Origin of the sequence: Coleofasciculus sp. G3-WIS-01 (assembly GCF_040223135.1) — a bacterium.
Lineage (GTDB): Bacteria > Cyanobacteriota > Cyanobacteriia > Cyanobacteriales > Coleofasciculaceae > Coleofasciculus.
The window spans coordinates 185,893-198,012 of sequence record NZ_JAVJZI010000241.1 but is presented as its reverse complement, the minus strand read 5'-3'; the positions used below and the strand labels follow the sequence as shown (position 1 = coordinate 198,012).

Below are 12,120 nucleotides of genomic sequence, written 5' to 3'. Positions count from 1 at the left end.
GTTGTCTGGAAGTTTAGCTGTGAAAGTAGATGCTCATTACACCTCTCAGGCTTGTCCGCATTGCGGTCACACATCTAAAGAAAATAGACCTAACAAGGGTCTAACTTTTGTGTGTCAGCAGTGTGGATATACTCTCCATGCCGATCTAGTTGGTGCTAGGAATGTTGCACTTAGAGTGTTGCTCTCTCGCCAAGAGTGGGAGAGTACGGGGCGTCTTTCAGCCGTCCCTGATGCGTCGTCGGACGAAGCCAAAGGCGAGCGCCTCTCCAGGTACTCGCCGTTGAGGTGGACGATAGATGCAATCCCCAACTGAGCGCGAAGCGGAACCGTTAGGTGAAGCGGAGTAAGTTGGGGTAGTTGAAGAAATGTTGCTGACGTTGAGAAAAGATAATGGAACCCAAGGTCGAAATCTATACTTGGAGCCGCTGCCCTTTCTGTATAAGGGCTAAAGCACTGCTCAAGGAAAAGGGTGTTAACTTTGACGAATATTGTATCGATGGCGATGAACGAGCACGAGAGCAGATGGCACAACGGGCAAATGGACGCCGTTCTCTGCCACAAATTTTTATCAATGACCAGCATATTGGTGGTTGCGACGACCTTTATGGGTTAGAAATGCAAGGTGAACTAGATACCTTACTGCAAAATGGAGCAGGGGCGAGTCATTGATTGATAGGGGAGAGGGGAAGAAGTGTTCCAGATGTAGCATGCTACGTCTGGAACACTCAGGGTAGGTTTGGAATAAAAGTGATCATCACCAGAAAGACGAAAGTGGCTAAACCCGCCCCTATAAACCATGCCATACGCGAAGCGAAGGGTCAAAACTCTCGCACTTCCCCAATCACCAAGATGTTACGATTAGCCGCAACTTAACAACTGAGGTAGGATTCCCCGCGTGAAATTTGCGTTTATCATTGACCCGCTCTCAAAGCTCAATCCCAGTCATGATACGAGTGTGGCACTCATGGAAGCTGCCCAAGCCTTGGGTCATGAAGTTTGGGTTACTCAGGCTCAAAAGCTAACGGTTGTCAATAATCAAGCTTGGGCAAATCTAGAGAAGGTGCAGCTAACCCCAGCCGAACTCGTTGAGGGGCGTTGGGTAGTCAGCGAACGCTGGTACGCAATCTCGGATACTGTCTCCTTTGCTTTAGAGGAGATGGATGCCGTTTTTATGCGGACTGACCCCCCGGTAACCATTCCCTACCTCTATGCGACGTACATTCTTGACTACATCAACCCCAAAAAGACTCAGCTCATCAATACACCGACGGGTTTGCGACGGGCAAACGAGAAAATGTACGCCCTGCAGTTTAAAGAGGTGATTCCTGAAACCATTGTTAGCCAGGATAAGTTGACCATCCAGAAATTCGTCGCCAAAAAAGGAGCAGCCGTGCTTAAACCCTTAGGTGGTAAAGCAGGGGAAGGGATTCTGTTTCTAGAAGCAGGCGATCGCAACTTTAATTCCCTAGTCGAAATTAGCACCAAATGGGGGCATGAACCCGTCATGGTGCAAACCTATCTTCCGGCTGCCAAAGAGGGAGATAAGCGGATCATCCTCCTCAATGGTGACCCGATTGGGGCAGTCAATCGCATTCCCACGGGTAGCGAATTTCGCGGCAACATGGCGGTTGGGGGTCGAGTGGCGGCGACAGAAATTACACCCCAAGAGCAAAAAATTTGCGCTTTACTCAAGCCAAAGTTACAACAAGATGGCTTGTATTTTGTAGGGATTGATGTGATTGGTGGCTATCTCACCGAGGTCAACGTTACCAGTCCCACAGGTATCCGCGAGATTGACCAACTTAATGGCACTTGCTTAGGTAAAGACGTGATTGCCTGGGTTGAGAAAACAAAACTAACTCATGAATGATGAGGTATAAGCTATGCCTCGAAATTGCCTCTCGCCTGTTCCCTGTTACCTGTGTCCTGTCTAATGACCAATGACGAATGACGAATAACAAATGACAAATCAAATTGGAGTTGCTGTAATCGGGACTGGATTTGGACAGAAAATTCATATCCCAGGTTTTCAAATTTACCCCCGCACAAAGGTGGTAGCGGTTTATAATCCTAACCTGGATAAAGCCAGGGCGGTGGCTGAATCTCACAACATTCCCCAAGCGTGCTCACGCCTAGAGGATATACTGGCGATGCCAGAGGTTCAAGCCGTGAGCATTTCTACCCCACCCTTTCTCCACTACCAAATGGCGCAGCAGGTGTTGCAAGCTAGAAAACATCTGTTATTGGAAAAACCAATGACCCTCTGTGCCACCGAGACGCGAGATCTCTATCACCTTGCCAATAAGCAAGGGGTTGTGGCGATGCCAGATTTTGAATTTCGCTTTGTTCCAGCATGGCAACTCTTGGCAGAATACTTAGAATCTGGCTATGTTGGTCAAAAGCGTCTGATTAAAATTGACTGGTTAGTCTCCAGTCGAGCCGACGCGCAGCGGGTTTGGAACTGGTACGCCCAAAAAGAGAAGGGCGGAGGTGCATTAGGCGCTGTGGGTTCTCACGCTTTTGATTACATTAATTGGCTTTTTGGATCGGTGCGTCGGTTGTGCGCCTTCAGGAGTACGGCAATTCCAGAACGCCCTGATCCGAGTGAAGGGGGGAAACTGAAACCTGTGGACGCCGATGACACTTGTCTGCTGATGCTGGAATTAGCCGATGGTACACCCTGCCAACTTTGCCTCAGTTCTGTTACCTATAATGGACGGGGGCATTTTGTCGAAGTCTATGGCGATCGCGGGACGTTGATTTTGGGCAGTTCTAATCAAAACGATTATGTCCATGGATTTCATCTTTGGGCAGCACCGGCTGGTGAATCGCTGACACAAGTGGACATTCCCAAACGACTAGCATTTCCCCAAGTTTACCCTGATGGACGTTTAGCGCCCTTCATTCGGGTTGTGGATCAGTGGGTACAAAGCATTGATACAGGTGAATCCATGATTCCTTCGCTGCGAGAAGGAGTCTATTCGCAATTATTAATGGATTTAACCCATCAATCTGATCAACATAGAAATTGGGTAGATGTACCTAGTTTATCCAGTTTTTTAGCCTAATCCAAAAAGGCAAAGATCTCAAGTGAGTAATATTTTTATTTCGGCATCAAATTTTTGGGGATAATTTGATGGCTTGAGAGAATAATTGAGGCGTTTTAATTTAATTGATTAAAAGAATAATTGGTGGTGACCAGTTGTTTAAAGTATGAGTAAAGACAACCGTGAAACTCTGTGAATATTCCATGAATACAAAACATTACAAGCCATCTGAAAGCATACCCCTCCATGGGTATTTATATGAAAGCTTTATGGAATAAGCCTTTAATAGATTGAGTTGCTTGGGGATATCTATAGTCATAGAATTAAGGGTTTAGGAACCCAAACAACCTTAAAGTAGTCTAATAGTGCTAAGGTAAGAATGAAATGCCTTAATTTCCGTGCCTGTTGAGGTTGAAGAAAAATTCACCTATGTCACAGCCTACTATGAATGCGTGTTCCCAAATTCAATGCCCTTTTTTCGATGCTAAGTCTTCTGAGGGCGGATGCATGCGATACAGTCATCCTACTCAATGTCATTTAACCTCGATGTTTGAGTTTGACTCAGATGGTAAGTGGTTATTTACTTCCGCCGAAAGTGAATTCCAGGACATCCAAACTCTCAATAATCGTTTTATCAACAAAGACAAAGCTAGTCGAAAACAACTCCAGCAGTTAAGAAATAAGTCACCGAGAAGTTTAGATTTACCAATTCCTCAGGCAATACCTCATCCCAGAACAGAAACACAGTTACAACTGGAAGGGTAAGTTATTTTTGAGCATTCATTGGTTGATGGTTGGTTAGAGCTGTTTTGGTCTCTCAACAGCTTAACTCTAGTCTTGCTTTGGGTGAAAAAATGAGTTTTTATTCTCAGGTTATTCTCACGTCAGGTATGGGAGAGCGATGTCTTCCTCTATACACTTAAAGCAGGAACACAAAAAACGGTGCTCCTGCTTTCCCTACTAAGATAGTTAGCCGACTTATTGACGGATTAGGCGCGTGAGTTAGCGCCTGAGAAATTTGGACGGAATTAGTACAGTTCTTCTTCTTGGTGAGTGATGATGGTGCAGTCAGATTTAGGATAAGCTACACAGGTCAAAATATATCCAGCTTCAATCTGATCGTCATCTAAGAAAGACTGGTCAGACTGATCGATTTCGCCACTAGCGAGTTTACCAGCACAGGTAGAACAGGCACCAGCACGGCAAGAATAGGGCAAATCAATACCCTGCTCTTCTGCCACATCGAGAATGTACTCGTCATCGGGTACTTCTATGGTACTATTCAAGCCTTCAGTTTCGTTCTTTAAGGTGACCTTGTAAGTTGTCATTTGTGTTCCTCTCTCTTAGTTTGAAACAGCAGAATCAATTGTGCTGTAGTATACTGACCCCACTAGCACACGCCGATTGGCGACTTTTCTGCGTTACTTCTGATACTACGAAAAAAAGTTAACAAGATTAAACGGGATTAGGAATGAAAGTGTTAATTGAATATTAAATTAGTTATTCTTATAGGTAAACTAACTGATTAATTTGCCGATATGTGCTGCTGATAGCCCCAGTCAATAGCGGTGTTGACAAAGGTTTGCCCGGTTTCCTATTGCAGCTATGGACAGATTCAATCCTTGATTAATCAGTATTAGTTATATTTATAATTAAGTTCGATGATTTGTACTTAGACATGAACGACCCCGCCTACTGTAAGGACTTTGCTGGCGAATGTTACTGGCATAGCGCCAAAGCCAATAAAATCCTTAGCGGCTCTAACGTAGTTCGGTCATCCTAGGGCAGAATGTTAAATTCGCCAGCAGTATCCTGTGAGGGCGGGGAAGGTAGAAGCCCACAGGGAATCTCTGATTCCCTGTGGGAGGATGTCACTCCACCCAATTTTTGGCACGCTCAACGGCTTTTTGCCAACAGATAAAATTATCCTGAGCGGCTTTTTTGCCATCTCCCGGCTCAAAAGTCCGTTCGATGGGGGTTTGGGCAACTAACTTATGGTAATCATCCCAGAAACCAACGGTTAACCCTGCACCAAATGCCGCACCTTGCGCCGTAGCATCGAGAACGGCGGGACGTTCCAGGGGAATGTTGAGGACATCGGCTTGAAACTGCATTAAGAAGTCATTCTGAGACGCACCACCGTCTACTTTCAGGAGTTTGATCGGGGTGTCGCCGTCTTTGTTCATCGCATCGACGACTTCTCTGACTTGATAGGCGATGGATTCCAATACCGCCCTTACCATGTGTTCCCGCTTAACACCGCCTGTAATGCCAAGGAATGCACCTCTGGCACTCATATCCCAGTGGGGGGCACCCAAACCACTGAGAGCGGGAACAAAATAGATTCCATTTGTATCTTCGACTTGACGCGCTAGGGGTTCCGTTTCGGCAGCAGAATTAATCAGTTGTAGACCATCTCGCAGCCACTGAATACAAGCCCCTGTGGTAAACATCGCACCTTCTAGGGCATAAGCGACATCTGCGCCACTGCCATTTGCCGCGTTTGTCCAGGCGACAGTGGAGAGAAGTCGGTTGCCCGATCGCGTCAGTTCTGTGCCAGTATGGGAAATCAAGAAGCAGCCTGTACCATAAGTACATTTGAGCATACCTGGGCGATCGCAACCGTGGGCAAATAAGGCGGCTTGTTGGTCGCCAAAAATCGCCATAATCGGAATTTGTGCCCCTAACAAACTCGGTTCAGTCTTACCAAAGAGTCCCATACTGGGCTGAATTTGGGGCAAAATCTGAGGGGGAATGCCAAATAAATCTAGGAGGCTGTGATCCCAATCCTGATTGGCGAGATTCATCAGCATGGTGCGGCTGGCATTACTGTGATCGGTAGCGTGGACTTTGCCCCCGGTGAGATTCCAGAGAATCCAGGTATCAATAGTGCCAGCTAATACGTTATCGAAATTCGTATCCGGTTTTTCTTGGCGCACCCAGTTGAGCAGCCATTCTAACTTTGTTGCCGAGAAATAGGCATCCAGGACTAATCCGGTGCGTTCTTGAATATCGACATCATGACCTTGTTGGCTTAACTCCCGACATCGGTTAGCTGTGCGCCGATCCTGCCAGACGATCGCATTATACAACGGTTCACCTGTGGTCTTATCCCAGAGTAAACAAGTTTCGCGCTGTACGGTTAAACCAATCGCCGCAATCTCTGAGGCTGACACCCCCTTATCCTTTAAAACTTGCTCTATACAGGCGCGAGTATCCCGCCAAATTTCTTGGGGGTCATGTTCTAACCAACCGGGTTTGGGGTAGTGTTGGCTAAATTCCTGATAAACTTGTCCCGCGATCGCACCCTGTTTGTCAAATAGAATCGCTCGGTTTCCCGTGGTACCGAGGTCAAGGGCGAGGACGTATTTAGCGTTAGTAGTCATCACAATTTTAAAAGCTTACAGCTAAACCCCTAATAGGGTTGAGTACAGATTTACCAGGTTATGCGATCGCTCGGCTACTCTCTGTAGTCTTTCTTTGCGTTAACAGCGGAAATCACAGAGCAATTCAAGTCCTTGGATTGATTGACAAAATCTACAATCTGTACTACGGAGCCTTGGAGCCTTTCTTAAGTCCTGAGAATGCCTAACCCCGCTTCCCGTTCAATGTAATCGGCTAGATTAATAAAATCATCGCGGGGATAACAAATTCCGCCCACCAGTTTAAACGCTAACTCACTGCGAGCTTCTTCGGGATTTTCCAGTAAATGAATTCCCCAATAATACAGTTGATCACTAGAGCGAATACAAGCATATTTTGGATCAATACAATGAAACTTATTGTCGAAGGCTTTGACCTCATTATACGTATTCAAAAACGTATCTCTGAGCAACCGCAATCGTCTCTTAGACCCCGGATATTTAAAATTATTGACCAGCACAAATAAGTGAGCTTGTTGATTTAGTTCTCGGATTCCTTTTACCGTATCTTTAATCACTTGACCATGTTTGTTCAGTCCCAAGGGATTTAAGGTAGTCGGAATAATACAATAGTCAAATTGACTCACCAGCTCTTTGGGGTTACGTTCTAAGGCAGGTGAGCAATCACAAACAACTACTTTACAATCCCGTGCTGCATCTTCATGCCACTCACGCCAATCATAGACAGCAATATAGGTACTCGCCCCAACCCCTCTAGGGCGGGGAACATCCACCCCATCTCCTAATAGCTTTTGCAGGTTTTGTTCCGGGTCTAAATCGACGAGCGCTACATTAAATCCTTCCAAAGCAAACGCGCCAGCTAAATGAGCCGCTACTGTCGTTTTGCCAACGCCACCTTTACAGGTAAAAACCCCAACATAAATTTTACCCGATTTCGGCGGTTCTGGTGGCGGTAATTCATCCTCATTAACCCAGAGAATTTGGTTATCCGCCGTAATTCCACATTGAATTTTAGCATCTGAACCCCAGGAGCGAATTAAAGCATTCGCGGGCGCACCATAGCCTTTGGTGGTGATAAAAAAGCCACAGTTAAAGTTTTGACCTGCTTTCGATTCTAAAAACCCTAAAAATCTCAGGATTTGGGGTTTTTGGACATTACTAATCAACCATTTCAGATGAACCGCACCAACTTGACCCTCTTTGCTAACCACTAAATCATACTCCGGCGGCTTGGGGTCGGGAGTGGTGACTGTCCACCCCTCGTTTTGAAAAATAGTTGCTACATGTTGCTCAAACTGAGCAAAGTCTCTCATATAAGGCGGCTTTCGAGATGATGACATAACTACGATGAAGTAATAAGTAATAAGTAATAAGTCAAAAAGGGGATGCCAGAGAGGATAAACCGTTGTTTTTACTTACACACATTTTGCCCAATAAGTCAACCCTTTTTTAAAGCGACTCTCTGGACTATTGTAACTTTTATCACCAATTCGCCCCACTTTTCTGGCGATCGGGGAAGAGGTGATTGCGAAGACCCAACGCCCTGAAGAGTGGAACCTAGTTTGTCGGGGTGGGTTTCACTATTATCATTTGTTGTCACCCTGATGTTACTCGCGCCCGCCCCCATCTCCCTTGTCTCCCCCATCTGTGTGATCTGTGTGATCTCTAGTCTCTATAAAAAAGCGGTACTGTTTACAGTTTAAGCCCCTAGATGGATGCATTTGTTCTAAACGCCTCAACAGTGGATTCAATTTAATTCGCCAGAGGGATGTACGTTAATTAATTCTTCTGTAAATTGAGAAGTGGAATACATATTGATGATTTTCAAGGACTTATTTATGGATCAGACAAATCCTTCAGATCCCCAAGCCAAGACAAAAGAGCAAATTAAATCCGATACCTACGACAGAAACATCGTTCCGGCGGAAACAGCCGCCCGTAAAGAACGGGAAGGAGATAACTATAAGGCAAAAATTACGCAAGATAAGCAAAGCAATCCTGATAGTATCGACACCACTGAGGGTTATACAGTAGACAACGAAGGCTTGGTCAATAACTTTGCCATAGAACCCGAAATGTATGTCAACGAACCGGGCGACTTGCGTCAAAAAGAAGAACAAGAGACGGCTAAACGCCGCCAAGAACTTCAACAACTCGATGAAGAACGCCAAGGCGAGTTGACCATGGAAAAAGATGAGCGTGGTAGAGGACCAGGACTTATCTAAGATAGATAGGCAAAACTGATTACCTTTTGATAATTGAATACCAATTGGTACAGAAGAGGGCAGTCAACCCTCTTTTTTTATAGAATTTATCATAAGGATATTAAAAGACATCGTATTTATCAATGAATGTTTGGCAAGCGGATTTTTACCGGCGTCCCCTGCGAAATGAAACTGGACAAGTCTTGTGGGAATTATTGATTGGCGATACCACCGGCAACGTTATCTATCAATCATTCTGTCCTCAGCCAGAGGTAACCCCTGATTGGTTGTTGTCTCAGGTGCAAGTCGCGGCGGCTAAAACAGGGTTACCGGATGCTATTCAAGTCTTTCGCCCCCAGTCGTTCAATTTGTTCCAGGAGATTGGACAAGGATTGGGGATTAAGGTAGAAGGGACACGACGCACTCGAGCCCTGAAGCAACGATTACAGGAAAGAGCGTTAGATTATCAACAGCAAGAGAATTACACCGGGGAAGCATACAACCCCCTTGGCTTGGACAAACCGCCACCTGTACCCTTACCCGAAAATCTCTGGGGCGATCGCTGGCGATTTGCTACTATTCCCGCAGGGGATATTGAGGAGGGGTTTGCCCAACGCCCGATTCCGATTTTACAGATGCCAAATGAACTCTTACCTTTCCATTTAGGTTTAGCCTCAACGGTAGCTATTCCTGGAGTTGTGATTGATGGGGGACGCCAGTCCATGTCATTGGCGCGTTGGCTGCAAAAGGTGCAACCTGTAACACTTAATTATATTCCAGGTGCACCGGATGGGTTAATTTTAGAGGCGGGGTTAGTAGAACGCTGGGTGATGGCAACATTTGAAGATGAAGAGGTTGCTGCGGCGGCGAGGTTGTATGAACAGCGTAAGCAACAGAGTCAGGGGTTAAATTTTTTATTAGTGCAACCGGATGATTCGGGAATGACGTATACCGGGTTTTGGTTATTGATGGCTGATTAATTTTGTCATTTGTCATTCGTTTATGTCATTTGTAATTGGTTATTAGGCATCTTTAATGTTGATGAAGGGCGGGTTTTGTGGAAAGGTTATCCGTAGGTATTCCAATTAAATGGCTAAACCCGCCCCTACAGTTACTTTTCATTCTTCGACCCACCCTACTTATCCGATTCATTCTGTAGAGTCTCTCCGTGTTTCGTTAACGGATGGGTTATTTTTGCCAAGCTACGGGAGTTATTGGTGGGTTACGGCGGACATCTCATTAAAAGGTTATTTTATTGCTGGAGTATCCGCCTAACCCACCCTACTAATTCGAGTGGGATTGAAAATCTCTATCTCTCAAGGTATATTTTCTTAAACTTATACTTAAGCTCATTTATCAAGAAGTTTCTATCTTTAGTTCAAGGTGCGATTAAGAGTAATGCATTATTCTGATATTTAAGCGCAGTTTAGTTTTTGAATAACTGTGCAGGCAGGTTTTGCCTCTATAGCTATACTCAAAAGGAATTTATGTTTTTTCACAAAAAAGAGACCATTCAGGCAGTTAATATTGAGACAGAACATCCTCAATTTGCACAACTTCTGTTAGAACAATTCGGTGGAGCCACGGGTGAACTCACTGCGGCTTTACAGTATTGGGTGCAATCTTTTCACTGTGAAGATCCTTCCATCCGGAACATGCTTCAAGATATCGCTGTTGAAGAGTTTAGCCATTTAGAGATGATTGGCAAACTGATTGAATCCCACACCAAGAATGTTGATCAGACTGACGCTTACAAAAGTACGCTATTTGCAGTACGGGGAATGGGTCCTCATTTCTTAGATAGTCAAGGGTCGGCTTGGACAGCTGCTTATATTAATGAAGGTGGCGATATTGTCCGTGACTTACGAGCAAATATTGGGGCGGAAGCTGGCGCTCGTCAAACCTACGAAGCACTAATCAAAATAGCGCCTGATCCGGGAACAAAAGAGACGCTTGTACACCTACTCACCCGCGAAATTTCCCATACAAAGATGTTTATGAATGCATTAAATTCTATGGGTAAGCTCACTGATCCGATGTTTGGCAACATCGAACCCGATAGCACCGTTGATCTCTACTATAACTTATCAACTGAGCCAGACGGCAACCCTCAACAAGGTGATAAGCCGTGGAATTCTGCACCCGACTTTAAGTATGTGGCTAACCCCATAGTTAGTCATTCTTCAAGGAGCGAGTAACCCCCTGGGGACTCCGGCTACTGGAAGGGAGCTGTTGGTAAATTAACCAGGGATCTGACCCCTCCCTAACCCTCCTCTTGCCAAGGGGAGGGAACAATACTGAGAAATTCTTTAACTAATTGTTGGAGGTGGCTTGGTTCATGAGTTGCCATTACACAAATGCGAATCCGACTGGTGGGAACGGTGGGAGGACGAATTGCTGGGACAAAAATACCTGCTGTTTTTAGCTGTTGTGCCGTGGTGAGAACGTCTTTGGCGCTGGGAAATTGAAGGCAGAGAATAGGAGATTCAGACGGCAATAATTTGAGATGGGGTAATGTTTGGGTAATTAAAGATTGGAGCATTTCTACATTCTGCCAGAGTTTAGCGCGACGTTGGGGTTCTTTGTTGATAATTTCAATCGCGGTTAAAGCGGCGGCGGTATCAGCCGGAGATAATCCAGTGGTATAAATCCAGCTATGGGCGCGATTTCTTAAGAAATCAATTAAAGTCGCTGAACCTGCAACATATCCCCCTAAACTTCCTAACGCTTTACTCAGGGTTCCCATTTGAATCAAGGGTTGTCCAGTACAGCTAAAATGTTCTACACAGCCTGCACCTGTAGTCCCTAAAACACCAGTAGCGTGGGCTTCATCTACCAATACCATGCAGCTAAATTGATCAGCAAGTGATAAAATTTCAGGTAAAGGACACAGATCCCCATCCATACTAAAAACGCTATCGGTGGTGATGAGACAACGGCGGTAATTTTGCCGATGGTGAACCAGTTGACGCTGTAAGTCTTCTATATCAACATGAGCGTAGTCGATAACCGTTGCACCACTTAAAATTGCCCCATTTTTTAGGCTAGAATGATTATACTGATCTGCCAGAATCAAATCACGCTTTCCGACTAAAGCCGCGATCGCACCCAAATTAGCCAGGTAGCCAGAACTAAACACCAGTGCGTCTTCAGTTTGTTTCAGGGATGCGATCGCACATTCCAATTCTCGATGCAATTCCCGATGTCCACTGAGTAACCGAGAACCCGTACTCCCTGTACCATAATCCTTTGTCGCCCTAATCGCCGCTTCAATTAAGCGATCATCCCCCGCCAATCCCAGATAATCATTACTCGCAAAATTAATCACCTCTCGCCCTGCCAATTTTACCACCGCACCCGGACGACTTTGCAGCGTTTGGACTGAACGATACCAGTTAGCTTTGTGGATAGTGACAAGAGAATCTTCTAACCAAACATAAGGGTTAGTTCTCATATTGTCTCCCCCTTATTTCTTCCCCAAAATTT

At 45.3% G+C, this 12,120-nt stretch carries 12 protein-coding genes; 8 read left to right on the top strand and 4 right to left on the bottom strand.

Annotation, left to right across the window (positions count from 1 at the left end):
• From RIM23_RS25505 to RIM23_RS25485, 5 genes are all read left to right on the top strand, one after another.
• Positions 1-313: zinc ribbon domain-containing protein (locus RIM23_RS25505; protein ID WP_446370519.1), on the top strand; the 313-nt coding region annotated here is incomplete at its 5' end.
• A gap of 77 nt (positions 314-390) precedes the next feature.
• Positions 391-669 carry a glutaredoxin 3 gene (gene grxC / locus RIM23_RS25500; protein WP_446361681.1) on the top strand — a complete coding sequence of 93 codons (279 nt, stop codon included), beginning with the start codon at positions 391-393 and terminating at the stop codon, positions 667-669.
• 226 nt (positions 670-895) lie between these two features.
• Positions 896-1,870 (top strand): glutathione synthase, encoded by a 975-nt coding sequence (gshB, locus tag RIM23_RS25495; protein ID WP_446370517.1) that lies wholly within the window; start codon positions 896-898, stop codon positions 1,868-1,870.
• Positions 1,871-1,961: 91 nt separating this feature from the next.
• Positions 1,962-3,068, top strand: a complete 1,107-nt coding sequence (locus RIM23_RS25490) for a Gfo/Idh/MocA family protein (protein ID WP_446370515.1) — start codon at positions 1,962-1,964, stop codon at positions 3,066-3,068.
• A 486-nt stretch (positions 3,069-3,554) separates the two neighbouring features.
• A complete protein-coding gene (locus tag RIM23_RS25485; protein ID WP_446370513.1) occupies positions 3,555-3,812 on the top strand; it encodes a hypothetical protein in 258 nt (85 codons plus the stop codon).
• A gap of 263 nt (positions 3,813-4,075) precedes the next feature.
• On the opposite strand, the gene RIM23_RS25480 is transcribed toward RIM23_RS25485, so the two are convergent.
• From RIM23_RS25480 to RIM23_RS25470, 3 genes are all read right to left on the bottom strand, one after another.
• The gene (locus tag RIM23_RS25480; RefSeq protein WP_446370511.1) at positions 4,076-4,375 is read right to left on the bottom strand and encodes a ferredoxin; all 300 of its coding nucleotides are present in this window, start codon (positions 4,373-4,375) and stop codon (positions 4,076-4,078) included.
• Between the two features lie 543 nt (positions 4,376-4,918).
• Positions 4,919-6,433: a glycerol kinase GlpK gene (glpK, locus tag RIM23_RS25475; RefSeq protein WP_446370509.1), complete on the bottom strand. Its 1,515-nt coding sequence runs from the start codon at positions 6,431-6,433 to the stop codon at positions 4,919-4,921.
• Between the two features lie 185 nt (positions 6,434-6,618).
• Positions 6,619-7,770 carry a nucleotide-binding protein gene (locus RIM23_RS25470; RefSeq protein ID WP_446370507.1) on the bottom strand — a complete coding sequence of 384 codons (1,152 nt, stop codon included), beginning with the start codon at positions 7,768-7,770 and terminating at the stop codon, positions 6,619-6,621.
• A gap of 498 nt (positions 7,771-8,268) precedes the next feature.
• Between RIM23_RS25470 and RIM23_RS25465 the strand changes: the two genes are divergently transcribed.
• The 3 genes from RIM23_RS25465 to RIM23_RS25455 all read left to right on the top strand — a co-directional run bounded on the left by RIM23_RS25465 (position 8,269) and on the right by RIM23_RS25455 (position 10,832).
• Positions 8,269-8,655: a hypothetical protein gene (locus RIM23_RS25465; RefSeq protein ID WP_446370505.1), complete on the top strand. Its 387-nt coding sequence runs from the start codon at positions 8,269-8,271 to the stop codon at positions 8,653-8,655.
• Positions 8,656-8,777: 122 nt separating this feature from the next.
• Positions 8,778-9,614 (top strand): Tab2 family RNA-binding protein, encoded by an 837-nt coding sequence (locus tag RIM23_RS25460; RefSeq protein WP_446370504.1) that lies wholly within the window; start codon positions 8,778-8,780, stop codon positions 9,612-9,614.
• 507 nt (positions 9,615-10,121) lie between these two features.
• Positions 10,122-10,832 carry a manganese catalase family protein gene (locus tag RIM23_RS25455; protein WP_446370503.1) on the top strand — a complete coding sequence of 237 codons (711 nt, stop codon included), beginning with the start codon at positions 10,122-10,124 and terminating at the stop codon, positions 10,830-10,832.
• A 65-nt stretch (positions 10,833-10,897) separates the two neighbouring features.
• Here the strand turns inward: RIM23_RS25455 and bioF are convergent, their stop codons facing one another.
• Positions 10,898-12,088 carry an 8-amino-7-oxononanoate synthase gene (bioF, locus tag RIM23_RS25450; RefSeq protein WP_446370502.1) on the bottom strand — a complete coding sequence of 397 codons (1,191 nt, stop codon included), beginning with the start codon at positions 12,086-12,088 and terminating at the stop codon, positions 10,898-10,900.
• Positions 12,089-12,120 lie beyond the last annotated feature (32 nt).

Bases quoted from the DNA above. Each gene is read 5' to 3' on its own strand.
- grxC (WP_446361681.1), top strand. From the start codon at position 391: ATGGAACCCAAGGTCGAAATCTATACTTGGAGCCGCTGCCCTTTCTGT.
- RIM23_RS25490 (WP_446370515.1), top strand. From the start codon at position 1,962: ATGACAAATCAAATTGGAGTTGCTGTAATCGGGACTGGATTTGGACAG.
- RIM23_RS25485 (WP_446370513.1), top strand. From the start codon at position 3,555: ATGCGATACAGTCATCCTACTCAATGTCATTTAACCTCGATGTTTGAG.
- RIM23_RS25480 (WP_446370511.1), bottom strand. From the start codon at position 4,375: ATGACAACTTACAAGGTCACCTTAAAGAACGAAACTGAAGGCTTGAAT.
- glpK (WP_446370509.1), bottom strand. From the start codon at position 6,433: ATGACTACTAACGCTAAATACGTCCTCGCCCTTGACCTCGGTACCACG.
- RIM23_RS25470 (WP_446370507.1), bottom strand. From the start codon at position 7,770: ATGTCATCATCTCGAAAGCCGCCTTATATGAGAGACTTTGCTCAGTTT.
- RIM23_RS25465 (WP_446370505.1), top strand. From the start codon at position 8,269: ATGGATCAGACAAATCCTTCAGATCCCCAAGCCAAGACAAAAGAGCAA.
- RIM23_RS25460 (WP_446370504.1), top strand. From the start codon at position 8,778: ATGAATGTTTGGCAAGCGGATTTTTACCGGCGTCCCCTGCGAAATGAA.
- RIM23_RS25455 (WP_446370503.1), top strand. From the start codon at position 10,122: ATGTTTTTTCACAAAAAAGAGACCATTCAGGCAGTTAATATTGAGACA.
- bioF (WP_446370502.1), bottom strand. From the start codon at position 12,088: ATGAGAACTAACCCTTATGTTTGGTTAGAAGATTCTCTTGTCACTATC.